Here is a 25,411-nt window from a genome sequence, read left to right as displayed (position 1 = left end):
GAGCCGGTTGATGTCTTGGGTAGGCATGCCCGCGCCGCGCGTGTCTCTATCCTGCGGAGGCACACTAATTCTGGCGATATGATATGACCCCAATAAAAGAGGCGATTCGACATCCAGAGGCAATGACATAGGGTAGGGGGCGGGACAGATATCGCATCTTGTTGTGTTGGCCGCCGCTCCGACGGTCGAGGGAATCGGCATTGCGCCACACGTTCTCGATGGGGCTTGAGGCGCAAATTCCTTGGCGTCGGCGAGGAGAGACGGCGCAAATCAGCAGGGCGTGAAACAATTTTGAAAAAGAGGGGGCGTTCGGAAACCGTTGTCTAGCAATGGGTTGCGCCACTTTCTTCACGTTGTTTCACGCAAAACGGGTGCGTGCGACGGATGAAATAGGGGCGCATGAACTTGACGTGCGTTATCGTGTCTGGATAATGATGTTCCACGTGATAGCGTGTCAAATGAGACGTGTTTTGTGATAAACGATACGATTTTTTTGAGTCGACACGCAGTTCGATCGGCCTATTGGCGATCCAAGACATCGCGTGGATCGACCAGCAGGGACTTGCTAGGTGTAGCGAGTTCTATATCGCTAGTTGTCACGTGACAACGCGCTGCGGCGACGGTGCCGGATCGCAAGCCTGTCGGCATCGGGGAAATTGAAGCGGGCGTCTGGCCGATATTGCATTTGCGACGCGCACGCAGGCGGCGTTGAGCGAAGGCGGATTCTGTAGACGGCCTCGGAAGACCGTTTCCTATGCGTCTTGCCGGTGTCCATCACAATGCCGCTGAAGGAGAATCTGCAGACTTTGCGTCAAGAGGATGAAGCGCATCGCCACCGGTGGTGTATATCTCCCACTTCTCCGGATGTCTGCTATCGGGGGCGACCAATCATCGTCACCGACGATCGCCCAAAGAGTCCGCTACTAAGTCGCATACCACAACGAAAATTCACCGCCGCGGCGTTCCCGTCCAGAAACCGCCGCGGCCAACGAACCTACTTCGTCGCCTGCGATGCGCACAGCTGCTGCCTCCGGCGCGTCTTCGTTGCGGAAGCCTTTGCTGGCTCATCGACCGTTCGCCACCAACGTTCGCCGCGATGCGGTGCATCCAGATTGAGTCGCTCGCCCATCCTGGGCGTCGATAGCTCGACGCCGCGCACCATTGCCAACGCGGTGACGCGCTCGAACGGCTCCTGCCAACGGTGCATCGCGAGATCGAACGTGCCGTTGTGAATCGGCATCAGCGTGCGCCCGCGCAGGTCGATGTGCGCTTGCACGGTTTCTTCCGGCTGCATGTGCACGTAGGGCCATTGCGGGTCGTATGCCCCGGTCTCGATCAGCGTCACGTCGAAGGGCCCAAGCCGTTCGCCGATTGTCCGGAAACCGTCGAAGTAGCCGGTATCGCCGCTGAAGAACACCCGCAGGTCGTCGTCAACGATGACCCACGACGCCCATAGCGTGCTGTTGCCGTCAAACAAGCTGCGCCCGGAGAAGTGCTGTGCCGGTGTCGCGGTCAGCGTCAGGCCATCGACTTCGACACTTTGCCACCAGTCGAGCTGGCGTACCTTTTTTGCGTCGATACCCCATTCGATCAGGCGGTCGCCGACGCCCAACGTCGTGACGAACACGCCAGTGGTCGCCGCAAGCGCAAGCACCGTCTCACGGTCGAGGTGATCGTAGTGATCGTGCGACAGGAGCACACCACGCAACGGCGGGAGGTCCTCGCGCGCGATCGGCGACGCATGGAAGCGTTTCGGGCCGATGCGCCGGAACGGCGATGCGCGTTCGGCAAATACGGGATCGGTCAGCCAGAATTCGCCGCGCAGTTTCAACAGCAGCGTCGAGTGCCCTAGCCGATACAGGCTGCGGTCGGGGGCCGCGTCGAGTTGTTCGCGAGTCAGTGAATCGATGGGCAATGCGCCTGTCGGAACCGTGTTGCGTGGTTTGTTGACTAGCATGTTCCATGCAATGCCGAGCGTTTTACCGAAGCCTTCGGCCGGTCGCGGTGCAACGTTGCTGAAGCGTTCGCCGTTGTGCTGCGGCGACTCGCCAGACAGGGTGCGGCCACGCCTGGCGGCGGCGAAACCTAACATGCGATGAAGAAATACGAGAGGCGAAGCCATGTCGATTCGTCCGGAAAATAAAGTACACCGAGCAGTGTAGTTTATCTCTGTAAAAAGTAAACTCTGGGGTGTAAAATTTTTCGAATGAATACGAGCACTTCCCCTCAACGGCTGACCGACCGAAAGCGTGCGGCAATACTCGCCGCGGCGATCGACGAATTCCTCGCGGCCGGCTACGACGCGACCAGCATGGATCGCATCGCTGCTCGCGCGGACGTGTCGAAGCGCACCGTCTATAACCATTTCCCGGGCAAGGAAGCATTGTTCGCGGCGATCCTGCATCAGCTGTGGGACGCAACGCTGACCGCCGGCGCGCCGGCCTACTGCGCCGATGTCCCGCTGCGCGATCAACTGATCGCGCTGCTGGGCCGCAAGTTGCGGTTGCTGAACGACGAAGCGTTTCTTGCACTCGCCCGCGTCGCGATCGGTGCGGCTATCCATTCGCCGGAGCGCGCGCGCGACATGGTCGAACGCATGGGCGAGCGCGAAGAAGACGTGACGGTCTGGATTCGTGCGGCCGCGGCGGCTGGCCGGTTGTCGGTGACCGATCCCGTATTTGCCGCGCATCAACTGCACGGGATCGTGAAAGCGTTCGCGTTCTGGCCGCAAGTGACGATGGGCCAGCCGCCGCTCGGCGTGCAGGAACAACAGAAGGTCGCGGAAACGGCTGCTGACATGTTTCTTGCGTACTACGCGCGCGCGGATCACGCCGATGTGTCACGTACAGTGCAAGACTGATCGCGCGTCGCGCGAAGCGCGATGCGGAATAGTCGCGTCGATATCCGCAACGCGAGCCTCATCCTCCGCCTCGAGGAAAGCGCCATTCGATAAGCGGCGAACTCAGGCACTGGTACACACGTCTACGTAGCCAGATTGAGCCGCACCGACGCATGCGGCACGCGCAAATGAAACCGAACGCGAGCGAAAACCGATGAAGACGCTGTTGATCGTCTATCACACGATGACCGGAGGCACGCAGCAAATGGCCGAAGCGGCCGCGGCTGCCGCGCGCGCGCAACCCGGCGTCGACGTCAGGTTGCAGCGTGCGGATGCGACCAGCGCGGACGACGTGCTCGCCGCCGACGCCTACCTGTTCGCGACGCCGGAAAATCTCGCCGCGATGTCCGGGCTGATGAAGGATTTCTTCGATCGCTGTTACTACGCAGCGCTCGATCGCGTGAACGGTCGCCCGTATGCGACGATGATCTGCGCAGGCAGTGACGGACAGAACGCGCTGCGTCAGATCGACCGGATCGCCACCGGATGGCGGCTCAGGAATGTGTCGCCGGGCCTGATTATCTGCACCCATGCGCAAACGCCGGAGCGGATCCTCGCGCCGAAGACGATTGGCAGCGAGGATCTCGCGCGCTGCGCGGAGATCGGCGCGGGGCTCGCTGCGGGTCTTGCACTCGGCGTGTTCTGATTGCCGGCGATCAAGTCGGCCGAAGCGGGGCTGCGGCAGCGCGCAATGACCGGAGCGCGACGCCTGCCGTATGGCGCCGATTGCAGCGAATTCCCGAGACGCGCATTTTGCGCGAGACATCGCTCGTGCGAATCGCATTGCCGTTTGCGACAGCTGCACCCGTGGAATGTCGATGCCTTAGTCGGCCTTTGTCGACACTGGCGGCCGATGGTATTTGGGCCACAGGCTTTTCACGAGATCGCGTGAAGCGCCATACGCATGGCAGCTGTCGATCTTGAGCGGTTTCCCGTCATCGCCTCGCTGATTCAGTGACGATGGGCGCACGCCGACCGTCGTTTGATAGGCCGCGGTCGCGACAGGACCGAGAATTTCCTTCAGATGTGTGCACGTGTCACACGACGGCAGACGCTTGCGGACCTCGCTGTTCCACCCGGCACCGATGCGCAGTCCGACGAGCGCCTGCAGCGTGTCGCCGCCGCCCGGACACTGTGCATAAGGATGCGACCTGATGAACGTGGATACCGCGCGCACGATCATGTCGGTGTCGAAGACCAGCGTTACGCCGAGATCGTGAATCGGCGCCAGCGCCGCGATGGTGCGCGTGCCGCCGGGCGGCGTGAAATCGCTCGTTTTGCGGTCCGCGAGACAGGCCGTGACTTCGAACAGACCGTCGCTGCGCCGATAGCCGCGCATGTCGATCTGCCGATGGTGAATCTCTTCGCGCGTGATGCCGTCGTGCGGGAAGTCGTGTCGGGAATTCATGTATTCGCTCCGTGTCGTACGGCCGGGGTCATTTTGCATTCGACCGCGATGTCGTCGACTGAACAGCGCGTCGTGAAGCCGGCCACGGCGAACCGCCGACGCTGTCGATCCGGCCAATAGTACGCACTTTCCGATGCCGGCATGCGCTCGACGATCGATGCGGCCGCAACTAATAGCCTGACGGTAGAGATCGATGCACGCTCGCCGCGCCGCGCGTATCGTATGCGAAAGCCCGGTCTTTCGGACGATGCGAATCGGCAGAATCTGACGTCTTCGCTATCCGTACCATTGCTCGCCATTTCGTACTGTGGAATAACCGATGCATCGCGTAACTGGTGCACTGAATCCGAAAGACCAGTAACGACACTACGTAACGCGAGTCTCGATCCACCGCGAAAACGCCGCCATAATGCGCAACACGACCGCGCGGACGCATTGCCTTTCCATCGGATCCGTCAAATGCGAACCGGTGAGTCAACCGACTGCCGCGCGTACCGGTATACTTCCACTCCTGCCTTTATCCGGCATCGTGGCCGGGTGCCTGAAACAGTGGTGGTGGCGATGCGGCCCCGCAATGATCCGCGTCGGTGGCAGACGAGCCGCAGGCGATGCGGCGAACGCCGATGTGCGGAATGGCTGCACGAACCACACCTTATATTCCTGGTGGATTGAATTTATGGGTTTTGAACAACTTGCCGAATTGCGGGCGCAGCTCGCAGCAAAGGCCAAGCAGGAGCGCAACGCGAAGCGACCGGCTACGCAACCGGACGCAGGCGCGAAGCCGAAGTCCGGCGACCGGCCCGCTCGTGGGGCCAAATCGGGTGCCGGGGCCAAAGCGTCGTCCGGCGCGAAGCCCGCTTCGGCGAAGCCGTCGACGCCGGTCGATCCGGTCATCGTCGCGATCGGCAAACTGCAGCGCCGCTTCCCGCGCGCGTTCCCGAAGAATCCGGCTCCGAAGGTGCCGCTGAAGGTCGGTATCTGGGACGACCTCGCTCGCGAGGCGCAAGCTGTCGGCCTGAGCGAGGCCGAGCTGCGCGAGGCGATGTCCACGTGGTGCCGCGGCAATCGTTACTGGTCGTGTCTCGTCGAAGACGCGGTGCGGGTCGATCTGCAAGGTAACGAAGCGGGGCGCGTGACGCACGACGACGCGGCGCGTGCGCGCCGGCTGAAGTCGCGCCGTCCGGGCAACAAGGGCGGCGCGCAAGCGGCGAAGGGCGCACCGCAGCAGCCGAAGGTGGAAGCGCAGGCTGCAGCCGCGCCGCAGCCTGCGACCGCGGAAGCACCGGCCGACGCAGCACCGCAGCCCGAGCAGCAAACGGCCGCGAGCGAGTAACACGCGATGTGTCACTGCGCGACCGCGCGGTGACGGCCTGCCTGCACCACGCATGCAGCGCACACATGACAGACCGACCTGTCCTCCGGGGCAGGTCGGGACTGCCTCCGCTGGCGACACAGCCAGTCAGCCTCACCCAATCCTCATCGAACTGCCAATCGTGACCCACGTCCACTCGCTCACGTTTCGTCACGATAATTCGTTTTCCTAATGTAATCGGATTGAAGATGAAACCCTGGATGCGCTCCCACACGAACTTGTCGCACGTGGGCCGCAGCATAAACGCGAAGTGCGGCCATATTTGAAAGGCCGCAGGGCGATGTCCGGACGCACCGCACGGTCGCCCGCCCGTCAGTTGGCGACCAGTCACACACACGCGATAATCTCCCCGGCACGAATCGTCGGGCCGGAGCGTTGCCGGTCGCGCATGACGCGACAGCTACCTGAAAGCCGGCGCAATTCGTCCGACATTCCCCAAAATTGAAAGGCACCGGCAAGGCGTACGCATCACCGCATCACACGAAGCTTGCCGATTTCATACGCACAACGCGCTACGCAAAGACCGCATCATGAACCCGAGACATTCCGCGATTCTCGTCGCGCTTACGGCTGCCGCGCTGTTCGGCGCCGCGACGCCGCTCGCCAAGGCACTGATCGGCGCGATGTCGCCGTTCATGGTCGCCGGCCTGTTCTATCTCGGCAGCGGAATCGGCCTCGGCGTCGGAATCCTGTTGCGCGGGCTGCGCCGCCGCCGCGCGCCGGCCGAGAACGCCGCGCCGCTGCAACGCTCGGACCTGCCGTGGCTCGCCGGCGCGATCGCGGCCGGCGGCGTCGCGGGGCCGGCGCTGCTGATGCTCGGGCTGTCGAGCACACCGGCTGCGACGAGTGCGCTGCTGCTCAATCTCGAAGGCGTGCTGACGGCGGTCATCGCGTGGGTCGTGTTTCGCGAGAACGTGGATCTTCAGGTGTTTCTCGGCATGGTCGCGATCGTCGCCGGCGGCACGCTGCTGTCGTGGAGCCCGGGGCGCGCGGGCGTGCCGATCGGCGCGTTGCTCATTGCCGGCGCATGCCTGTGCTGGGCGATCGACAACAATCTGACCCGCAAGGTTGCCGCGAACGATGCGATGGTCATCGCGTGTGCGAAGGGCCTGGTCGCCGGGCCCGTGAACATCGGTATCGCGCTCGCGACCGGCGCGGCACTGCCTGCCATTCCGGCCGCGGCCGCCGCGATGCTGACCGGCCTCGGCGGCTACGGGATCAGTCTCGTGTTGTTCGTCGTGGCGCTGCGCCATCTCGGCAGTGCGCGTACGGGCGCGTATTTTTCGGTGGCGCCGCTGTTCGGTGTCGTGCTGTCGCTGCTGATCTGGCCGGCGCTGCCGTCCGTCACGTTCTGGATCGCGGCCGCGTTGATGGCGCTCGGCATCTGGCTGCACGTGCGCGAACGGCACGAACACGAGCACGCGCATGAACGACTCGAGCATACGCACCGGCATCGGCATGACGAACATCATCAGCACACGCACGATTTTCCGTATGACGGTGATGAACCGCACACGCATCCGCACGTGCACTTGCCGATCACGCACAGTCACGCGCATTTCCCGGACATTCACCACCGCCATCGGCACTGATTGCGCGGCAACGGACAACGGCGCGCGCGGCGTGCAATGCGCATCGCAAAGTAGCTGTTTATGGGGACGTTATCGGGTGCCCGCGGGGTCGCGTCGACGTCGTTCGATTGCGACTCAGTCTTCTGTCTGAATCAACCGGATCAACGACCCGTCCGGGTCGATCAGCGCGCCGACGGTGCCGCCCCATGCCTCGCGCTTCGGCCGATGCGCGCGTGGCCAGCCGGTCGTCCGTTCCGGAATGCCGGCGGCGAGCACATCGTCGAAAAACGCGCCGACGTCGCCGAGCCGGAAACAGCAGCTGAACCAGCTCGTGGCCGGGTCGAGAGCGGGATGCGAAAAGAATTCGAGCAGCAGATCGCCGCGTCTCAGGATCATCCAGCCGTCGTCGCGCCAGGTTTCGACGAACCCGAGCTTCGCGTAGAACAGCGACGTGGCTTCGAAATCCCGCGACGGCAGATTGGGACTCGCAAAGTCGGTCAAGGCGGGTTCTCCAGTGAGCGTTGCGGTCGAATGAACGCGCGGGAAAACGCGCGGACGGGATGTCGCGCATCATCGGTCAAACGATGCGCACCGACAAGCTGCGCAGGCCGCCGTCGCGATTATCGCCCCGGGGGAAGCAGAATCCGAAATCCTCGCAGCCCGGGCATCCGGGCGCGGGCCCGGGCGGCCGGCCGAGCGATGCGGCCACTTCCTGCGCGAGGAATTTCTTCCAGCGCAGCTGCGCGACATTGCGTGCGGCAAGCGCGGGGAAATAGCGATCGAGCATCGCGGTTACCGCGTCGCGTCCGTCAAGGCCAAGATCGCGCCACAGGTGATCGGGGCGCAGGCACGCATGCGCGATGATTGCAGCGACGCAGTCGGCGTCGTCGTGCGCGACGGCGGGATATGCATCCCGCATCAGCAGCGCGTGCAGTGTCTCGACGAATTGCGCGTGCGCGGCCGGCAGCGGTGCGACGGTGGCCGTCGGCGCGAGCGCCGACGCGACGGCGGAACTCAGGCGCGGAAACTGGCGGGCAAGCAGGCCGTTCAACCGGGCGGGAGACAGGCCGAGCAGCGCGAGCTCGTTGCGGCACGCACGTGCCGCAATGAGTTCACCGAACAGACGTGCACCCGGAGAATCGGTGTCGGCCGCGCCGGACAGCAGCGCTTGCAATATGCGTCGATGCGCATGCTCGAGCGCGGACGTCATTGCAATCACCGGAGGATCACTCGACCCCAACGATCACGCTCGACGCCTTGAACAGCGCGGACGCGGCTTTGCCGCTCGCAAGGCCGAGACGATCGACGCTGTCGTTGGTGACGATCGCGACGATCTCGGCGCCGCCTGCCGCCTTGATCACGACTTCCGAATTGACCGCGCCCTTCGCGATCGATGACACGGTGCCCGCGACGCAGTTGCGCGCCGACACCTTGCTGCCGTCGACGTCGACCATCACGATCACCGACGATGCCTTGACGAGCGCGAAGGCCTTCGCGTCGGCCGCGAGACCGAGCGATGCCACGCTGCCGTGCGTGATCACGGCGACGATGTCGAGGCCGTCCTGGGTACGCAGCGTGATTTCGTCGTTGACGGCACCGGGCTTGACGGCGCTGATCTGGCCGGCGAATTGATTACGGGCGCTGGTGCGCATGATGACTCTCCAGGAAAGGGGCCGCCCGGCGGGCGGCGAGCGAACAGCGGAAACCGCGGACGAGTTTACCGGCAATGCAAGTCAAGCGCGACGTGGGCATCGACATACCGGACATGCGAAACGGCGCACGATGCTGCGCGACGGCAGGCGCGTCGTACACGCCGTGCCGCGCGCGCTTACTGCGCTTACTACTTCGCGGCGGCCGACGCAGCAGCTGGCGTGCCCGCCGCCGACGTCTGCCGCACCGCCGCGGCCGTTATATCGCCTTCCCAACCGCCGCCGAGCGCGAGGAACAACTTCACCTGGTCTGCGGCGACCTGACCTTCGGCCGCGGCGACCTGCGCACGCACGCTCGTCAGCGTGCGCGTCGCATCGAGATCCGAAATGAACGATTCGCGGCCGGCCGTATACAGCCGATGCGTTTCGTCAGCGGAACTGCGCGCCGATTCGTAGGCCGTGCGCAGCGCGTCGGTGCGCTGCACGTCGGCTGCATAGGTCGCAAGGCTCGACTGCGTCTCGCGCAGCGCGTTCAGTACGACGCCGTCGAAGTGCGCGAGCGCGCCGCCGGTCGCCGCCTCGGCTTCGCGCACGCGCGCGCGCTGGCCGTTGACCGGGAACGACCAGCTGATCAGCGGTCCGAACGACCAGCGATTCGTGGTGGACGAGAACAGGTCGGCGGCGACGCCGACCGAACCGGCGGACGCGCCGATGCTGATCGACGGATACAGCGCGGCGGTCGCGACGCCGATCCGTGCGGTCGAGGCGGCGAGCTGACGCTCGGCTTCGCGAACGTCGGGACGGCGGCGCAGCAGCGCTGCGCCGTCGCCGATCGGAATCGGCTGGCGCAGCTTCGGCAGGCGCTCGCATTCGGCGACTGCCTTCGGCAGGTCCGCGGGCGAACGCGCGAGCAGCGCGGCGAGCTGGTATTGCGCGATCTTGCGGCGGCCTTCGAAGCGCGGGATGTCGGCCGCGAGCGTGCGCACCTGCGTGACGCCGCGCGTGACGTCGGTCTGGTTGCCGCGTCCCGCATCGCGCAGGCGCTGCGACAGCTTCACGCGCTGCTGCTGCAGCGCGAGCGACTGCTTCGCGATCGCGAGTTCGTCGCCGGCGGAGCACGATTCGACGTATGCACGCACGACGTCCGCGACGACGGTGATGCGCGCGAGGTCGGCGGCCGCCTGCACGGCTTCGCTGTCCGCGCGCGCGGCCTCGACGCCGCGACGCAGCTTGCCGAACAGATCGAGCTCGTATGACACGCTGATGCCGACCGCGCCTTCGTTCACGACCGGCAACTTGTTTTCGAGCAGATATTGTTCGGCCGATTCCTGCGCGCGCTGCACGGCTGCTTCCGCGCTCCCGGAGAAGCCGCCTTGTTCGTTCGCGACTTCCAGCGCTGCGCGCGAACGCGCGAGGTTGGCCGCGGCGACGCGCAGGTCGGTGTTCGATTTCAGCGCACTGCGCACGAGTTCGTCGAGCACGGGATCGTCGTACAGCTGCCACCAGTTGCCGGGCACTGCGTCGCGCGACACGAGCGTGCCGTTCGCGTCGTCGAGCGCGTGGTTCGCGAGCGGCGCATTCACGTATGCCTGCTGCGGCAGCTTGTAGTCGGGGCCGACGGATTTGCACGCGCCGAGTGCGAGCGCGAGCGGCGCGAGTGCCGCCGCGAGGCGCAGGCCGTGCCGCTTCATTGCGATGCCCCCGTCGCGCTGACGGCCGCGGGCGCGGATGCCGCGGACGCGCCGGCGGCCGGCTTCGCATTGTCGTCGCGGCGCGTGTCGGTGCGCACCGCGACGGTCGCGGTGCGGCCGGCGATCATCCGGAAGTCGTCGGGCACCTCGTCGAGCACGACGCGCACCGGCACGCGCTGCGCGAGCCGCACCCAGCTGAATGCGGGGTTCACGTTCGGCAGCAGGTTCGCGCCCTGCGTGCGGTCGCGATCCTCGATCGCGGCGACGATGCTCTGTACGTGGCCGCGCAGCGGATGTGGCTCGCCCATCACGACGATGTCGACCGGCTGGCCGATACCGATGCCGCGCAGCTTGGTTTCCTCGAAGTAGCCGTCGACGCGGAACGAATTGCGGTCAACCACCGACAGCACCGCGCGGCCGGCCGGCACGTATTCGCCGACGCGCGGCGCGCGGTCGTTCAGGTAGCCGTCGACCGGGCTCACGATCGTCGTGCGCTGCAGATTGAGCTTCGCGGTGTCGAGCGACACCTGTGCATCGGCGGCGGCAGCTTCGCCCTGTTCGACGCGCGTGCGGCTTTCCTCGACCTGCTCGCTGGCGACCAGGTTGCCGAGCTGCAGGTTGCGCGCATATTCGCGCTTCGCCTGAGCGAGCGTCGCGCGACGCTGCGCGAGCGTCGCTTCGGCCAGCCGCTCCGCGAGCGTGTAGCGGGCCTGGTCGATCACGAACAGCACCTGGCCGCGCTTCACCTCCTGGTTGTCGGCGACGTGCACCGCGGTGATGAGCCCCGACACGTCGGGCGCGACCTGGATCACGTCGGCGCGCACATGGCCGTCGCGTGTCCACGGCGAGAACATGTAGTAGTTGATGATCCGCCACAGTACGAGGGCGGCCACGACGACGACGATCAGGGTGAGCAGGATCTGCCCTGCCGAGAGCCAGGTTTTTTTCACGGTTAGCTAGCCACGAGATGGTGAGACACGATGACGACCGCGGCAAGCACGAACACGTAGATGCCGAGGTCGAAGATCGAACGGTGCCAGACGAGGCGGTAAAAGCCGACGCGTTCGAGCAGCGCGCGCACGACGATGTTGATCAGGTAGGCGATCAGCATCAGCACGAGCGGAGCCGGCACGAATACGCCGAAGATGTCGATTTCGCCGATCATGGTCGCGGTCGGAAAGACAGGTTGGAAAGCGGGATCATGCGGGCGCTCCGTCCGGTGCGGCACGCGGCGGCTGCGCGGACGCGGCCGGGTACAGCGACAGGCGCAGGCCGACGAGCGCGTGCAGCGTGTCGCGCAGCCGGCGGTGTGTCGCGGGCGTGGTCGGCGCTGCGGGAGCGGCGTGCGTCGTGCCGTCGCCCGCCGATGCGGCGGCCGTGCCGGGCAGGTTGCGGCCGGCCACGCGCTGCAGCGCGTCGTCGATCGATGCGAGCAGCGCCGGCGGTGCAGGCTGTCGCGCATTCGCGGCCGCGCAGCGCGCGTAGTGATCGGTGACGCCGGCCAGCACGCGGTCGATCGCGTCGGGCACGTCGCCCGTCAGCTTGCGGCGCGAGCGGCGCAGGTCGAGCGCGTTCAGCGCGATGCGCAGGTCGCGGAAGCTCTCGATCGACGGATGGCGGTGGTCGTCCGATGCGCCGAGGCGCGGCAGCAGTTGCGTGACGCGATCGAGCATGCGCGACGCGTGGTTGCGCTGGTCGTCGAGTGGTTGCGTCGATGCGGAGCGTGCGACGTCTTCCCAGCCCGAACGCAGCAGGCGCCGCACCGCGAGTTCCGCGCCGAACGGACGCGTCGCGCGCGTCCAGACGTACGCGAACAGCAGCCCGGCGACACCCGCGAGGTTGCTGTTCAGGAACACGAAGAAATCGGCGTCGTACGCGCTCTGGATGCTGATGAAGGTGGCGGTGTTCACCGCGACGAGCATCGTCACCATGTTGAACTGCGGGCGCGGCAACAGCGTGCCGATCAGGATGAACGGCCCCGCGAACATCAGGACGAGCATCGGGAAGTCGTGCACGTGCGGCAGCACGACGAACAGGTACAGCCCGGCGAACACGACGCTCGCGGCCGTCGACAGGAAGAACTTGAACACCAGCGGTGCCGGCTCGTCGAGCGCGGCGAAGAAGCTGCACGACACGGCCACGAGCGTGACGGCCGCGGCACCGTCGTGCCAGCCTGACGAGATCCACAGCGAGCATGCGACCACGATCGCGAGCACGACGGTGAGCGTCGAGAACAGCATCATCCCGCGATCGAAGAAGCGTTCGGTGCCGCCGAGCCGCCAGTGCCGGAAACGCGGCTGCCAGACGCCCGACTCGTTCGCGATCAGCGCGCGCAGCGAGCGGCAGTCCTGCCAGATGTCGATGACCTGATGCAGCCGCCACAGCGCGTTCGACAGCAACGCGCCGTCCCAGCTCGCGAGGGCACTGTCGGACGGCTGCAGCGACGCAATGCGCTCGCGCAGATTGTCCGCGACCGGATCGTGGGCCACGTCGCCGTCGGTGCCGGTCTTCACGGCCGGCAGCGGCGCGTCGAACCACTTTGCCGCGTCGGCGAGCAGCGCGTCGAGTGCCGGTGGCCGCACGTGCAGGTCGCGCATCAGCGCGATCAGCGGATCGGCGAGCGACGACATCAGCGGCAGGAACAGCTGCATGCGGCCCGCGAGCGCCTGCGCACGGGCGAGCACGCGCGGGTGCGCATGGTCGTAGCTCAACTGGCTCAGCAGGAATTCGAGACCGGTGATGGTCGCGGCGAGGCGTTGCCGGCACGCCGACAGCGCCTTGCCCGCGATGTGCCCCGACAGTGTCTCGCGACCGTAGAACGCCGCGTCCTTGAACCATGCGTCGGTGCGCTCGATCAGCGTCGGCGCGAGCCGGTTCGGGAACACGGCGCTGCCGACCACGCTCGCGCACACGATACCGAGCACGATTTCCTCGGTCCGCGCGATCGCGACGTCGAAGATCGTCGACGGATCGGTCACCGTCGGCAGCGCGACCAGCGGCATCGTGTAGCCGGCGAGCATGAACACGTAGCTGCGCGCGGTGCGGTCGGAGATCGCGAGGTAGAGCAGTGTGCCGCACCACGTCGCGACGATGATGCTGAACAGGAACGGCGTCTCGACGAACGGCGGCACGAACAGGATCGCGGCGGCCGCGCCGAGCGCGGTGCCGAGCGCGCGATACAGCGCCTTCGAGCGCGTCGCGCCGACGAACGGGTTCGACACGATGTAGACGCTCGCCATTGCCCAGTAAGGGCGCGGCAGCTGGAAATACAGGCCGAGGTACAACGCCAGCATCGACGCGGCGAACGTCTTGCCCGAGAACAGCCAGTCGCGAAGGCTCGGATAGGTCATGGCGCGGAATCGGCGGGGTGAGATGGACGCGACGCCGGATGCTGCACGTCAGCCGCGTTGAACGCGTTCAACACGCGCAGCGTCGCTTCGAGATCGGCACGGGTGACGCCCTTGAGCACCTGGGCGCGCAGCACGCGCAGATCTTCCTCCATCTTGGCGGTGACCGCGCGGCCGGCAGCCGTCAGCGAGATCGTCTTCGCGCGGCGGTCGTGCGGATCCTCGTCGCGGCGAGCGAGGCCGGCCGCGCACAGCTGGTCGAGCAGGCGCACGAGCGACGGCCCCTCGATGCCGACGTGTTCGGCGAGCGTGCCCTGGCGCACGCCCTCGCCGAGGCGGCCGGCAATCAGCAACGGCGTCGCGCAGGCTTCGGACACGTTGTACGCGGTCAGCACGGTGTCGCTCGTGCGGCGCCATTTGCGCGCGGTGAGCACCAGCAGGCTGCTGACGGCGAGGCGGAGGTCGTGCAGATTGGGCATGGGCGAGATGATAGGGGCAAAAACATTCGATAGCAAACTATCGTTTTTGTCACTCGCATGTCATGCCGCACGCCCGGGGCGTCGACCTGTAACGAGCAATTTAGGCGGTCGGTCCGGCGCCGGTCAAGCTGTCAAATTGCAAGCGAGCGGCGGATCCTTACATGTCGCGTGCAATCCGGATCGAGCGCGGCGATCGCACGTGGCGGGTCGGCGGTCCGGCGTGGGTTGTAGGGGCGTTGTAAGAAAAATGCGATCTGGATGATCGCGTACCGGCCGTGCCGCCCGACCGGGATCGCGCGATGCGCACCGTACTGTCCTGCCTCCGCACGCGATTGCACTAGGACAATAATCTCCGGGTGTCTTTCTGAGCGACCATGCGGAAGCAACGACGGAGACATCGAGATGGGACGGACCGAGGTATCGGCGCGCTGGCACGACGCGATCGGCGCGGTGCACGGCATCGAGTCGAAATACAAGCGGCTCGTAAAGGCGATCGCCACCGACATCGAAAGCGGCGCCCTTGCACCGGGCGCGCGGCTCGCGCCGCAGCGCGACGTGGCGTCGAGTCTCGGCGTCAGCGTGCAGACCGTCACCAATGCCTACAAGGAACTCGAAAGACAGGGCCTGATCCGCTGCGAAGTCGGGCGCGGCAGCTTCGTGGCCGCGCGCGTGACCGAATCGATGTCGAACTACATCCTCGATACGGCCGAGCGCGAACTGGTCGACTTCTCGATCGCGCGCATCGTGCACACGCCGGAGCACGACGCCGCGTGGCGGGCCGTCTGCGCGGCGCTGGCCGCTGCCGACGACCAGCCGTGGATCCGCTCGTTCCGGCCGATCGCGGGCCTCGATGCGCATCGCGAAGCCGGTGCCGCATGGCTCGCGTCGCTGAATCTGCCGATTCATCCCGAATCGTTGCTGATCACGAACGGTGCCGCGCACGGCATCTTTCTCGCGCTCGCGTCGATCGTCGGGCCGGGCGACACCGTGCTGTGCGAGAGCCTGACCGACCACGGCGTGATCGGCTCCGCGAACGTGCTCGGGTTTACGCTGAAGGGGCTCGAGATGGATGAACACGGGATCCGTCCCGAACATTTCGAGGAAATGTGCGACGGCGAGCGAATCAGTGCGCTCGTCTGCACGCCGACCCTCAATAACCCGACGGTATCGATGATGTCCGATTCGCGCCGCAAGTCGATCGCGCGCATCGCGTCGCGCTACGGCGTGTATGTGATCGAGGACGACGTATACGGCCCGCTGCCCGCGAAGACGGCCACGCCGATCGCGAGCCTGATTCCGGACCTCGGCTTCTACTGCACGAGCATGACGAAATCGGTGCTGACCGGGCTGCGCACCGGCTATCTCGCGATGCCGAGGCGGCTCGCGCTGCGCGTCGAGAGCGTGCTGCGCGTGAGTAGCTGGATGGCGACGTCACCGATCGCGGAGATCGCGACGCGCTGGATCGCGGACGGCACCGCGCGACGGCTCGTCGAACTGCAGCGGGAGCGGCTCGCGGTGCGCCAGGACATGGTGAAGGCCACGCTCGGCCCGTATGTGCTGGGTGCGCATCCGAATGCGCTGTCCGCGTGGCTGCGCGTGCCCGACTACTGGCAGGCCGACCGGCTCGTGCGCGAATTGCGGACCCGCAAGATCGCCGTGACGTCGCCCGATCCGTTCCTCGTCGGCGGCACCGAGCGGCCGAACGCGGTGCGCGTGTGCATCGGTGCGGAGACGACGGATGCTGCATGCAATGCCGCGCTCGCGACGATCGCGGGCGTGTTCGAGCAGTATCCGCACGTGCACGATTTTCACTGAAGCGAAGCGGGCGTCGTGCCAGCGACGCACAATGTATCAGGACATTCGAAAGCGCAATTTGGAACATTAGACTGGATCGCACTACATCAATGATGAGGCGTGCGATCCATGTCCCTTCTGTCGCTGTCCGACGTCTACCGCGCGCGCCGACGCATCGCCGGGCATGCGTGCGTCACGCCGCTCGTCGCGTCCGCCGCGTTGTCCGCGCGGGTCGGCGCTTCCGTCCACCTCAAACTCGAAACGCTGCAGCCGACCGGCAGCTTCAAGCTGCGTGGCGCGACCAACGCGCTCGCCGAACTCGCGGCACGGCGCGTGACGCGCGTCGTCACCGCGTCGACCGGCAATCACGGCCGTGCGGTCGCGCATGCGGCGCGCACATTCGGCATCGAGGCCGCCGTCTGCATGTCGTCGCTCGTGCCGGCGAACAAGGTCGACGCGGTCGCCGCGCTCGGCGCGCGGGTCGTGATCGCCGGCGACAGCCAGGACGATGCGCAGGCCGCGGCGCGGCGCCTCGTGCGCGACGAAGGCTACGCGTACGTGCCGCCGTTCGACGATCCGCACATCATCGCCGGACAGGCGACGATCGGCGTCGAGATTCTCGAAGCGCTGCCCGATACGTGCACGCTCGTCGTGCCGCTGTCCGGCGGCGGATTGTTCAGCGGCGTCGCGTTTGCTGCGAAGGCGATCCGACCCGCGATCGAGGTGATCGGTGTGTCGATGGCGCGCGGCGCCGCGATGCACGCGAGCCTCGCGGCCGGACGACCAGTCGACATCGATGAACAGCCGACGCTTGCCGATTCGCTCGGCGGCGGCATCGGCCTGGACAACCGCTGCACGTTCGACATGACGCGCGCGCTGGCCGACGACGTCGTGCTGCTCGACGAGCCGGCGATCGCGCGGGGCGTCGCACATGCGTACCGCGAAGAGCGCCTGGTCGTGGAAGGCGCGGGTGCGGTCGGCATTGCCGCATTGCTGGACGAACGGATCGCGCACAGAGATCGCGGCGGTCCGATCGTCGTGATCGTCAGCGGCGCGAACATCGACATGGCCGTGCATCGCCGGCTCGTTTCGGAGAACTGACATGGCCCATCCCGTCACGCTGCTCGGACAGGCGCAACTGCGCGCACTGGTCCCGCTCGATCTCGCCGCGATCGACCAGGTCGAGGCCGCGTTCGCGTCGCTCGCGACCGATGCGGTCGCGATGCCGCCGATCCTCAATCTCGCGCTGCCGGCGCGGCACGGTGAGGTCGACGTGAAGACCGCGTATCTGCCGCGCTTCGACAGCTTCGCGATCAAGGTCAGTCCCGGCTTCTTTGACAACCCGTCGCTCGGGCTGCCGAGCCTGAACGGGCTGATGCTCGTGCTGTCCGCGCGCACCGGCCTGACCGAGGCCGTGCTGCTCGACAACGGCTACCTGACCGCCGTGCGCACCGCGGCGGCCGGCGCGGTAGCCGCGCGCCGGCTCGCGCGCGCCGATGCACGCCGCGCGGCGATCATCGGCTCGGGTGAACAGGCGCGGCTGCAACTTGACGCGCTGATGCTCGTGCGCGATATCGCGCACGTGACGGTCTGGGCGCGCGACGCCGAGCGTGCCACGCGCTTCGCGGCCGACGTGCGAGCCGCGCACGGGATCGAGGCGGTTGTCGCGCGCTCGGTGCATGCGGCGCTCGCCGACGCGGACGTCGCGGTGACGACCACCCCCAGCCGCGAGCCGCTCGTGCACGCCGAGGATCTGCATCCGGGGTTGCACGTGACGGCGATGGGCTCGGACGCCGACTACAAGACCGAACTCGCGCCGTCGGTGTTCGGCGCGGCGCGCTACTTCTGCGACCGGTTGCAGCAGACCCGCGTGGCAGGTGAACTCGCGCACGCGATCGCCGCCGGTGCTGTCGCGCCCGACGCGGTGTTTCCCGAACTCGGCGAAGTGATCGCCGGGCAGCGCGAGGGCCGCAACCATCGCGACGACATCACGATCTGCGACCTGACCGGCACCGGCGCGCAGGACACCGCCATTGCCGTGCTCGCGCTGCAGCGCGCCCGCGCGGCCGAGGTGGGTACGATTTTTCACAACGACCTCACGACTTGAGAGGAGACAGATGTCCGCAGTCATCGAAACCCACGAAGCCGCGCCGCGCCTCGCGTTCGAGCGCGGCGAGTATGCCGCGCGCATCGCGAAGACGCGCGCGGCGATGCAGCGGGCCGGCATCGACCTGCTGATCGTCACCGACCCGACCAACATGGCCTGGCTCACCGGCTATGACGGCTGGTCGTTCTACGTGCACCAGTGCGTGCTGCTGCCGATGGACGGCGAGCCCGTCTGGTACGGCCGCGGCCAGGACGCGAACGGCGCGAAGCGCACCGTGTTCATGGCGCACGACAACATCGTCGGCTATCCGGATCATTACGTGCAGTCGACGGCCCGTCACCCGATGGACTTCCTGTCGACCGAGGTGATCGCCGCGCGCGGCTGGAGCATGCTGCGCATCGGCGTCGAACTCGACAACTACTACTTCAGCGCGGCGGCGTACGCGTCGCTGCAGAAGCATCTGCCGGCCGCGCGCTGGGTCGATGCGACGGCGCTCGTGAACTGGCAGCGCGCGGTGAAGTCGCCGCGCGAGATCGAGTACATGCGTGTCGCCGCGCGGATCGTCGAGCGCATGCATGCGCATATCGTCGACACGATCGAGCCCGGCATGAAGAAGAGCGATCTCGTCGCGCAGATCTATGCGACCGGGATCGGCGGCGCGGACGGCTTCGGCGGCGACTATCCCGCGATCGTGCCGCTGCTGCCGACCGGCGCCGACGCCGCCGCGCCGCATCTCACTTGGGACGACACGACATTCGCGCGCGGCGCGGGCACGTTCTTCGAGATCGCGGGCTGCTACCGCCGCTATCACTGCCCGCTGTCGCGCACTGTCTATCTCGGCAAGCCGCCCGCGCACTTCGTCGAAGGCGAGCGCGCGGTGGTGGAGGGGATCGAGGCGGGGCTTGCCGCCGCGAAGCCCGGCAACGTATGCGAAGACATCGCGAACGCGTTCTTCGCGGTCCTGCGCCGTGCCGGCATCGAGAAGGACAGCCGCTGCGGCTACCCGATCGGCGCGAGCTATCCGCCGGACTGGGGCGAGCGCACGATGAGCCTGCGCCCGGGCGATCGCACGGTGCTCGAACCCGGCATGACGTTCCATTTCATGCCGGGACTGTGGCTCGACGACTGGGGGCTGGAGATCACCGAAAGCATCCTGATCACCGAGACCGGCGTGGAGACGTTCTGCAACGTGCCGCGCAAGCTGTTCGTGAAGGAGTAGAGCGATGCGTGCTTCTCCGATCACGCCGACCGTCGATTTCGACGCGGACGGCGAACAGCATGGCTTTCTGAAGCTGCCTTACTCGCGCGACGATTCTGCGTGGGGCGCAATCATGATTCCGGTGACCGTCGTGAAGCGCGGCGACGGGCCGACGGTGTTGCTGACCGGCGGCAATCACGGCGACGAATACGAAGGGCCGGTCGCGCTGTCGAAGCTTGCCGGCTCGCTGAAGGCGGCCGACGTGACCGGCCGCGTGATCGTCGTGCCGTTCATGAACTACCCGGCGTTTCGCGCCGGCTGCCGCACGTCGCCGATCGATGCGGGCAACCTCAACCGCAGTTTTCCGGGGCGTCCGGACGGCACCGTCACCGAGAAGATCGCCGACTACTTCCAGCGGCATCTGCTGCCGCTCGCGACGCACGTGCTCGATATCCATGCAGGCGGCCGCACGCTCGATTTCGTGCCGTTCGCGGCGATCCACGTGCTGGATGACCGCGACCAGGAAGCACGCTGCGAACGCGCGATGCGCGCGTTCGGCGCGCCGTACTCGATGCGCATGCTGGAGCTCGACAGCGTCGGGCTTTTCGACACCGCGGCCGAGGCGGCCGGCAAGGTGTTCGTGTCGACCGAGCTCGGCGGCGGCGGATCGTCGACGGCCGCGAGCGTCGCGATCGCCGAGCGCGGCGTGCGCGGTTTTCTCGCGCATGCGGGCGTGCTCTCGAGCGGCGACGGCGAGCGCGGCCGCACGCGCGCCGCGCCACGCACGACCACGCTGCTCGACATGCCGGACGGCTCGTGCTTCACGACCAGCGAGCATCGCGGGCTGCTCGAGATGTGCCGCGATCTCGGCAGCGAGGTCGACGCGGGCGACGTGCTCGCGCGCGTGCACGACATCGACCGCACGGGCGTCGCGCCGGTCGAATACGTCGCGCGGCGGCGCGGGTTGCTCGCGGCCCGGCACTTCCCGGGCATCGTGCAGGCCGGCGACACGATCGCGGTGGTCGCCGACATCGTCGAGCGCAACATTCCGGTGGCCGCATGAGGATGCGCACGACGTGATCAAGCTCGACCGATACGACCTGGCGATCCTGCGCATCCTCGAGCGCGACGGGCGCATCACGAAGTCGAAGCTCGCGGAGGCCGTGAACCTGTCGATCTCGCCTGCGTGGGAGCGCGTGCGCAAGCTCGAGGAAAGCGGCGTGATCCGCGGCTATCGCGCGGACGTCGACTGGATCGGAACGTTCTCGGGCAGCCGTATCGTCGTCGAGGTGACGCTGTCGCGTCATACCGCGCCTGACATGCGGCGCTTCGAGGACCGGGTGAACGCGGCGCCCGAAGTCGCGCAGTGCTATGCGACGGGCGGCGGCGTCGACTACGTGCTGCACGTGGTCGCGCGCGACATCGACCACTACCAGCGCTTCATCGATGGTCTGCTGATGGACGACCTCGGCATCGAGCGCTACTTCACGTACGTCGTGACGAAGGTCGTGAAGTGCGAATCGGGCGGTGCGCCGGACTGGCACTGAAACTTCGTGCGAACGCGGGCCAATACGGAAAAAACCGCAAGGCGTGGGCGCCGAAACCGAAATTTCCGCACCCGGCGGCACGACAGAATGAAGCTCGTGCCCACCCAAACGAGGAGACGCAGCATGCTGCCCGGACACCCCGTTCTGTTCAAGTCGACGTGCTATGTCGACGGTCGCTGGATCCACAGCGACAGTGCCGCGACGGTCGCCGTCGTGAACCCTGCCGATCAGACCGTGATCGGCCATGTGCCGATGCTGGAGCGCGCACAGATCGTCGCGGCCGTCGACGCCGCGCAGCGTGCGTTCGACACGTGGCGCTGGACGCCGCAAGCCGTGCGCAGCGCGGCGCTGCTGCGCTGGCATGCGCTGATCCTGCGGCATCTCGACGATCTCGCCGCATTGCTGTCGCTCGAACAGGGCAAGCCGCTCGCCGAGTCGCGCGGCGAGATCCGTTATGCGGCGAGCTTCGTCGAGTGGTTCGCGAACGAGGCGAAGCGTGTTGCGGGCCGCACGATCCCGACGCACATCGACGGCGCGCATCTCGGCACGCTGATGGAGCCCGTCGGCGTCGCGGCACTGATCACGCCGTGGAATTTCCCAGCCGCGATGATCACGCGCAAGGCCGCCGCCGCGATCGCGGCCGGCTGTGCGGTGGTGGTGAAGCCCGCGCACGAGACGCCATTTTCGGCGCTCGCGCTCGCGCAGCTCGCCGACGAAGGCGGCTTCCCGGCCGGTGTGTTCAACGTCGTGCTCGGCGAGCCGCAGATGGCGATGGAAACTCTCGTCGGCGATGCGCGCGTGCGCGCGGTGAGCTTCACCGGATCGACGCGCGTCGGGCGGCTCGTCACCGAGACCGCCGCCAAGGCCGGCATTCGCAAGGTCGCGCTCGAACTGGGCGGCAACGCGCCGTTCATCGTGACCGAGGACGCGGACCTCGAGCAGGCGGTGCGGATCGCCGTCGGCGCGAAGTTCCAGACCTCCGGCCAGGACTGTTGCGCGGCGAACCGGATCTTCGTCGCGCGCCCGCTCTATGAAGCATTCGTCAACCGCTACGCGAACGCGGTGCGCGAACTGAAAACCGGCCCGGCGTTCGAGCCGGACGTCGACGTCGGTCCGCTGATGCACCAGGCCGCGTTCGACGCGACGGCGGCACGCGTCGACGACGCACGTGCACGCGGCGCGCGCATCGTCACGGGCGGGCGGCAGCACGCGCTCGGCGGCTGGTTCTACGAACCGACCGTGATCGCGGATGCCGCACCCGGCATGCGCGTGTACGACGAGGAGAACTTCGCGCCGATCTCGGCGGTGTGTGCGTTCGACACGCTCGACGAAGTGGTCGACAAGGCCAACGACACCGAATATGGCCTCGCCGCCTACGTGTGCGCGACGCGCATCGACACGATCTTCCAGCTCGTGCGGCGGCTCGATTTCGCGATGGTGTCGGTCAACGGCGTGAAATTCACCGGCGCGCCGATCCCGTTCGGCGGGATGAAGGCGTCGGGCCTCGGGCGCGAAGGCGGTGCCGAAGGGTTCGAACCGTTCACCGAAACCAAGTATTTCTGCCTCGGCAATCTCGGCCTGCCCGTCGCGGCGACGGCCTGACCCATTCAAAGGAGCCCATCATGAAACAATCGATCGACGCATTGCTGCGCGAGGACCGTGCCCACTTCATGCACCCGTCGACGCACGCATACGACCATGAGACCGGCGCGCTGCCCGGCAAGATCGTGCGCGGTGCGCACGGCATTCACATCGAGGATCACCAGAGCAAGCGCTATATCGACGCGTTCGCCGGCCTCTACTGCGTGAACATCGGCTACGGCCGCACCGAAGTCGCCGACGCAATGTACGCGCAGGCGAAGCAGCTCGCGTACTACCACACGTATGTCGGCCACTCGTCGGATGCGATCATCGAGCTGTCGTCGCGCATCATCGACTGGGCGCCGGCCGGGATGAAGAAGGTTTACTACGGGATGTCGGGTTCCGACGCGAACGAGACGCAGGTCAAGATCGTCTGGTACTACAACAACGTGCTCGGCCGCCCGAACAAGAAGAAGATCATCTCGCGCGAGCGCGGCTATCACGGCTCCGGCATCGTGACCGGCAGCCTCACGGGCCTGCCGAGCTTCCACCAGCATTTCGACCTGCCGATCGATCGCGTAAAGCATACGGTGTGTCCGCACTGGTATCGCAAGGCGCCGGCCGGCATGAGCGAAGCGCAGTTCGTCGCATACTGCGTCGACGAGCTCGAGAAACTGATCGCGCGCGAAGGCGCCGACACGATCGCCGCGTTCATCGCGGAGCCGGTGATGGGCACGGGCGGCATCATCGAGCCGCCGCCCGGCTACTGGCCCGCGATCCAGGCCGTGCTGCGCAAGCACGACATCCTGCTGATCTCGGACGAAGTCGTCTGCGGGTTCGGGCGTCTCGGCTCGAAGATGGGCGCGCAGCACTTCGGGATCTCGCCCGATCTGATCACGGTCGCGAAGGGGCTGACGAGTGCGTATGCGCCGCTGTCGGGCGTGATCGTCGGCGAGAAGGTGTGGGACGTGATCGCGCGCGGCTCGCAGGCGCACGGGCCGATGGGGCACGGCTGGACGTATTCGGGCCACCCCGTGTGCGCGGCCGCCGCACTCGCGAACCTCGCGATCCTCGAACGCGAGAACCTGGTCGGCAACGCTGCCGAAGTGGGTGCGTATTTCGCCGCGAAGCTGCGTGACGCGTTCGGCGCGCATCCGCTCGTCGGCGAGGTCCGCAGCGTCGGGATGCTGGCGGCGCTCGAATTCATGGCCGACAAGGATGCACGCACGCCGTTCGATCCGGCGCTGAAGATCGGCGCGCAGGTATCGGCCGCGGCGTTGCAGCGTGGCGTGATTGCGCGCGCGATGCCGCACGGCGACATTCTCGGCTTCGCACCGCCGCTCGTGATGACGCGCGCCGAAGCCGACGAGATCGTCGCGATCGTGAAGGAAGCGGTGGACGAGGTCGCGGAGCGCAATGTTTCGAGCGTAGCCTGAGTCTCTTGCGGGTCCGATGCGCGCGCAAGCGCGCGAAGTGACGCCGTCGCACCGAAGTGCGGCGGCGTTTTTGCTTCACGGGGGATCAGTCGCGAAAGCGGTGCTTCTTGCCATGACGCATCACCATCGCTGCAAGAATGGCGGCGATCGATCGAACATCGTCAATATGGTCCGCACGGCGCCCGCTGCGTGCCGCGCATCACTCAGTAGTCCCACACGACAGGGACGAAGCGGAAGCCGTCGCCGTCTCTTGCAATGTGGCCGATCGACGGAAACGCGACATGCGCCGCGGCCAGCATCGCGCCGGTTTCGGCGGCGTCGTTGAACAGTGCGATCCGGACGTCGGTAGCCGCTTGCGGATCGTGCTCGAAGCCGTTTTGCCAGTCAGGATGGTCGAAGTTCACTTCGAAGATCGCATCGCCCGCGAACGTCAGTCGTTCGCCGTTCGATGCGATATCGACCACGCAGTGTCCCGGCGTATGGCCGCCGGTCACGCGCGCCGATACGCCGGCCGCAACTTCCACGGCGTGGTCGAACGGTACGATGTGCTCGCGATACAGCTCCACGAATCGCGCCGCGGCCTTGCGTAGCGCGGGCGGGACGGTTTCCGGCATCACCGTCTTGCTGAAGTCCGGATTCTTCCAGAACGCCAATTCCGCGGCCGACACGTGAATGCGCACGTCGGGGCTCAGCCGGGCCTTGACGCCGTCGACGTTCAGGCCGCCGACGTGATCCATATGCATGTGGGTGATCACGATGTCGGTGATCGCGGCGAGATCGATGCCCGCGGACTCGGGACGCATCACCGACCGTCCCGCGCGCGTGAAGTATTCGAAGCCGTCGCCCACGCCCGAGTCGATCAGGATCAGGCGATCGGCGCTGCGCACCAGCGCGATATTCAGCGCCCAGTCGAACATGTCGCGTTGCAGGAACCGTCCGTCGAACCATTCGTTGCGGTCCGCCTAGCTCACATTGGTGGACATCGTGGAAGTCGGCAGCGGCAGAACGCCGTCGCTGATCAGCACGACGTCGACGTCGCCGATGCGCACCGCGTAGCGGGATGGAACGAGCTCACCAGCCGCTTCCTTGCCAAGAGGGGTCGTTACCGGCCGCACGTTGTGGATTGATCCGTTCATGTTCAATCGTCCTCTTCATCGAGTGGGGTCTTCCGCGCTGCGCAGCGCGGTTCGCGCGCAGTCGTGCATGACGCGCTTTTCGTGTCGCGCGCATGCCGATCGAGCATGTCGGCGATTGTAGGGAGGCCCGACGAACGCCTGAAGCACCGCGCCTGCGAACATCGTGTTGTCCTCGCGACAACAATCCGCCGGCGGG

Annotated in this window: 22 protein-coding genes and 1 pseudogene; 12 read left to right on the top strand and 11 right to left on the bottom strand. The window is 66.5% G+C overall.

Annotation, left to right across the window (positions count from 1 at the left end):
- Positions 1-994 precede the first annotated feature (994 nt).
- Positions 995-2,122 (bottom strand): MBL fold metallo-hydrolase, encoded by a 1,128-nt coding sequence (locus WS87_RS32945; RefSeq protein ID WP_059820742.1) that lies wholly within the window; start codon positions 2,120-2,122, stop codon positions 995-997.
- Between the two features lie 84 nt (positions 2,123-2,206).
- On the opposite strand from WS87_RS32945, the gene WS87_RS32940 reads away from it, so the two are divergent.
- Together WS87_RS32940 and WS87_RS32935 are read left to right on the top strand one after the other, a co-directional pair.
- Positions 2,207-2,860: a TetR/AcrR family transcriptional regulator gene (locus WS87_RS32940; protein ID WP_059690981.1), complete on the top strand. Its 654-nt coding sequence runs from the start codon at positions 2,207-2,209 to the stop codon at positions 2,858-2,860.
- A gap of 193 nt (positions 2,861-3,053) precedes the next feature.
- Positions 3,054-3,545 (top strand): NAD(P)H-dependent oxidoreductase, encoded by a 492-nt coding sequence (locus WS87_RS32935; protein WP_059820743.1) that lies wholly within the window; start codon positions 3,054-3,056, stop codon positions 3,543-3,545.
- A gap of 177 nt (positions 3,546-3,722) precedes the next feature.
- Here the strand turns inward: WS87_RS32935 and WS87_RS32930 are convergent, their stop codons facing one another.
- Positions 3,723-4,307 (bottom strand): DUF2889 domain-containing protein, encoded by a 585-nt coding sequence (locus tag WS87_RS32930; RefSeq protein WP_059820784.1) that lies wholly within the window; start codon positions 4,305-4,307, stop codon positions 3,723-3,725.
- Between the two features lie 676 nt (positions 4,308-4,983).
- On the opposite strand from WS87_RS32930, the gene WS87_RS32925 reads away from it, so the two are divergent.
- Both WS87_RS32925 and WS87_RS32920 read left to right on the top strand, forming a co-directional pair.
- On the top strand, positions 4,984-5,640 hold the full coding sequence (locus WS87_RS32925) for a ProQ/FinO family protein (RefSeq protein ID WP_059530813.1): 657 nt from the start codon (positions 4,984-4,986) through the stop codon (positions 5,638-5,640).
- Between the two features lie 569 nt (positions 5,641-6,209).
- The gene (locus tag WS87_RS32920; protein ID WP_059820744.1) at positions 6,210-7,271 is read left to right on the top strand and encodes a DMT family transporter; all 1,062 of its coding nucleotides are present in this window, start codon (positions 6,210-6,212) and stop codon (positions 7,269-7,271) included.
- 114 nt (positions 7,272-7,385) lie between these two features.
- Here the strand turns inward: WS87_RS32920 and WS87_RS32915 are convergent, their stop codons facing one another.
- The 8 genes from WS87_RS32915 to WS87_RS32880 all read right to left on the bottom strand — a co-directional run bounded on the left by WS87_RS32915 (position 7,386) and on the right by WS87_RS32880 (position 14,416).
- A complete protein-coding gene (locus WS87_RS32915; RefSeq protein WP_059820745.1) occupies positions 7,386-7,751 on the bottom strand; it encodes a bleomycin resistance protein in 366 nt (121 codons plus the stop codon).
- A 76-nt stretch (positions 7,752-7,827) separates the two neighbouring features.
- Complete coding sequence (locus tag WS87_RS32910; protein WP_059820746.1) at positions 7,828-8,460, bottom strand: nitrogen fixation protein NifQ; 633 nt, start codon at positions 8,458-8,460, stop codon at positions 7,828-7,830.
- Between the two features lie 16 nt (positions 8,461-8,476).
- Positions 8,477-8,902 (bottom strand): TOBE domain-containing protein, encoded by a 426-nt coding sequence (locus WS87_RS32905; protein WP_059820747.1) that lies wholly within the window; start codon positions 8,900-8,902, stop codon positions 8,477-8,479.
- A 188-nt stretch (positions 8,903-9,090) separates the two neighbouring features.
- Positions 9,091-10,590, bottom strand: a complete 1,500-nt coding sequence (locus WS87_RS32900) for an efflux transporter outer membrane subunit (RefSeq protein WP_059820748.1) — start codon at positions 10,588-10,590, stop codon at positions 9,091-9,093.
- Positions 10,587-11,540 (bottom strand): efflux RND transporter periplasmic adaptor subunit, encoded by a 954-nt coding sequence (locus tag WS87_RS32895; protein ID WP_059820749.1) that lies wholly within the window; start codon positions 11,538-11,540, stop codon positions 10,587-10,589. Before WS87_RS32895 ends, WS87_RS32900 begins: the two co-directional genes overlap by 4 nt.
- A gap of 2 nt (positions 11,541-11,542) precedes the next feature.
- Positions 11,543-11,755, bottom strand: coding sequence for a DUF1656 domain-containing protein (locus WS87_RS32890; protein WP_044849171.1), 213 nt, complete (start codon positions 11,753-11,755; stop codon positions 11,543-11,545).
- A 34-nt stretch (positions 11,756-11,789) separates the two neighbouring features.
- Positions 11,790-13,940 (bottom strand): FUSC family protein, encoded by a 2,151-nt coding sequence (locus WS87_RS32885; protein WP_059820750.1) that lies wholly within the window; start codon positions 13,938-13,940, stop codon positions 11,790-11,792.
- Positions 13,937-14,416: a MarR family winged helix-turn-helix transcriptional regulator gene (locus WS87_RS32880; protein ID WP_059820751.1), complete on the bottom strand. Its 480-nt coding sequence runs from the start codon at positions 14,414-14,416 to the stop codon at positions 13,937-13,939. The genes WS87_RS32885 and WS87_RS32880 overlap by 4 nt, the downstream gene beginning before the upstream one ends.
- Before the next feature lie 402 nt (positions 14,417-14,818).
- Here WS87_RS32880 and ehuR point away from each other — a divergent pair, with 402 nt between their 5' ends.
- From ehuR to WS87_RS32840, 8 genes are all read left to right on the top strand, one after another.
- A complete protein-coding gene (gene ehuR / locus WS87_RS32875) occupies positions 14,819-16,231 on the top strand; it encodes a MocR-like ectoine utilization transcription factor EhuR (RefSeq protein ID WP_059820752.1) in 1,413 nt (470 codons plus the stop codon).
- Between the two features lie 108 nt (positions 16,232-16,339).
- Positions 16,340-17,311, top strand: a complete 972-nt coding sequence (gene eutB, locus WS87_RS32870) for a hydroxyectoine utilization dehydratase EutB (protein WP_059820753.1) — start codon at positions 16,340-16,342, stop codon at positions 17,309-17,311.
- A 1-nt stretch (position 17,312) separates the two neighbouring features.
- A complete protein-coding gene (locus WS87_RS32865) occupies positions 17,313-18,317 on the top strand; it encodes a cyclodeaminase (protein WP_059820754.1) in 1,005 nt (334 codons plus the stop codon).
- A gap of 10 nt (positions 18,318-18,327) precedes the next feature.
- The gene (doeA, locus tag WS87_RS32860; RefSeq protein ID WP_059820755.1) at positions 18,328-19,536 is read left to right on the top strand and encodes an ectoine hydrolase DoeA; all 1,209 of its coding nucleotides are present in this window, start codon (positions 18,328-18,330) and stop codon (positions 19,534-19,536) included.
- A 4-nt stretch (positions 19,537-19,540) separates the two neighbouring features.
- Positions 19,541-20,578, top strand: coding sequence for a N(2)-acetyl-L-2,4-diaminobutanoate deacetylase DoeB (doeB, locus tag WS87_RS32855; RefSeq protein WP_059820756.1), 1,038 nt, complete (start codon positions 19,541-19,543; stop codon positions 20,576-20,578).
- 13 nt (positions 20,579-20,591) lie between these two features.
- Positions 20,592-21,062 carry an Lrp/AsnC family transcriptional regulator gene (locus WS87_RS32850; RefSeq protein ID WP_059820757.1) on the top strand — a complete coding sequence of 157 codons (471 nt, stop codon included), beginning with the start codon at positions 20,592-20,594 and terminating at the stop codon, positions 21,060-21,062.
- A 123-nt stretch (positions 21,063-21,185) separates the two neighbouring features.
- Positions 21,186-22,664 (top strand): NAD-dependent succinate-semialdehyde dehydrogenase, encoded by a 1,479-nt coding sequence (locus tag WS87_RS32845; RefSeq protein WP_059820758.1) that lies wholly within the window; start codon positions 21,186-21,188, stop codon positions 22,662-22,664.
- A gap of 20 nt (positions 22,665-22,684) precedes the next feature.
- Entirely contained in the window at positions 22,685-24,079 is a 1,395-nt protein-coding gene (locus tag WS87_RS32840) for an aspartate aminotransferase family protein (protein ID WP_059820759.1), read from the top strand.
- A gap of 203 nt (positions 24,080-24,282) precedes the next feature.
- Here WS87_RS32840 and WS87_RS32835 read toward each other — a convergent pair.
- Positions 24,283-25,215, bottom strand: a pseudogene (locus WS87_RS32835) (MBL fold metallo-hydrolase).
- Between the last annotated feature and the right edge of the window lie 196 nt (positions 25,216-25,411).

The sequence above is a fragment of the Burkholderia sp. MSMB0856 genome, assembly GCF_001524645.2.
Taxonomy (GTDB): Bacteria; Pseudomonadota; Gammaproteobacteria; order Burkholderiales; family Burkholderiaceae; genus Burkholderia; species Burkholderia diffusa.
Note: the sequence above shows the minus strand (reverse complement) of the source record. Positions and strands in the feature narration are given on the sequence as shown.

Excerpts from the sequence above, each read along its gene's own strand:
- WS87_RS32945 (WP_059820742.1), bottom strand. The coding sequence starts at position 2,122 with ATGGCTTCGCCTCTCGTATTTCTTCATCGCATGTTAGGTTTCGCCGCC.
- WS87_RS32940 (WP_059690981.1), top strand. The coding sequence starts at position 2,207 with ATGAATACGAGCACTTCCCCTCAACGGCTGACCGACCGAAAGCGTGCG.
- WS87_RS32935 (WP_059820743.1), top strand. The coding sequence starts at position 3,054 with ATGAAGACGCTGTTGATCGTCTATCACACGATGACCGGAGGCACGCAG.
- WS87_RS32930 (WP_059820784.1), bottom strand. The coding sequence starts at position 4,307 with ATGAATTCCCGACACGACTTCCCGCACGACGGCATCACGCGCGAAGAG.
- WS87_RS32925 (WP_059530813.1), top strand. The coding sequence starts at position 4,984 with ATGGGTTTTGAACAACTTGCCGAATTGCGGGCGCAGCTCGCAGCAAAG.
- WS87_RS32920 (WP_059820744.1), top strand. The coding sequence starts at position 6,210 with ATGAACCCGAGACATTCCGCGATTCTCGTCGCGCTTACGGCTGCCGCG.
- WS87_RS32910 (WP_059820746.1), bottom strand. The coding sequence starts at position 8,460 with ATGACGTCCGCGCTCGAGCATGCGCATCGACGCATATTGCAAGCGCTG.
- WS87_RS32905 (WP_059820747.1), bottom strand. The coding sequence starts at position 8,902 with ATGCGCACCAGCGCCCGTAATCAATTCGCCGGCCAGATCAGCGCCGTC.
- WS87_RS32900 (WP_059820748.1), bottom strand. The coding sequence starts at position 10,590 with ATGAAGCGGCACGGCCTGCGCCTCGCGGCGGCACTCGCGCCGCTCGCG.
- WS87_RS32890 (WP_044849171.1), bottom strand. The coding sequence starts at position 11,755 with ATGATCGGCGAAATCGACATCTTCGGCGTATTCGTGCCGGCTCCGCTC.
- WS87_RS32885 (WP_059820750.1), bottom strand. The coding sequence starts at position 13,940 with ATGACCTATCCGAGCCTTCGCGACTGGCTGTTCTCGGGCAAGACGTTC.
- WS87_RS32880 (WP_059820751.1), bottom strand. The coding sequence starts at position 14,416 with ATGCCCAATCTGCACGACCTCCGCCTCGCCGTCAGCAGCCTGCTGGTG.
- ehuR (WP_059820752.1), top strand. The coding sequence starts at position 14,819 with ATGGGACGGACCGAGGTATCGGCGCGCTGGCACGACGCGATCGGCGCG.
- eutB (WP_059820753.1), top strand. The coding sequence starts at position 16,340 with ATGTCCCTTCTGTCGCTGTCCGACGTCTACCGCGCGCGCCGACGCATC.
- WS87_RS32865 (WP_059820754.1), top strand. The coding sequence starts at position 17,313 with ATGGCCCATCCCGTCACGCTGCTCGGACAGGCGCAACTGCGCGCACTG.
- doeA (WP_059820755.1), top strand. The coding sequence starts at position 18,328 with ATGTCCGCAGTCATCGAAACCCACGAAGCCGCGCCGCGCCTCGCGTTC.
- doeB (WP_059820756.1), top strand. The coding sequence starts at position 19,541 with ATGCGTGCTTCTCCGATCACGCCGACCGTCGATTTCGACGCGGACGGC.
- WS87_RS32845 (WP_059820758.1), top strand. The coding sequence starts at position 21,186 with ATGCTGCCCGGACACCCCGTTCTGTTCAAGTCGACGTGCTATGTCGAC.
- WS87_RS32840 (WP_059820759.1), top strand. The coding sequence starts at position 22,685 with ATGAAACAATCGATCGACGCATTGCTGCGCGAGGACCGTGCCCACTTC.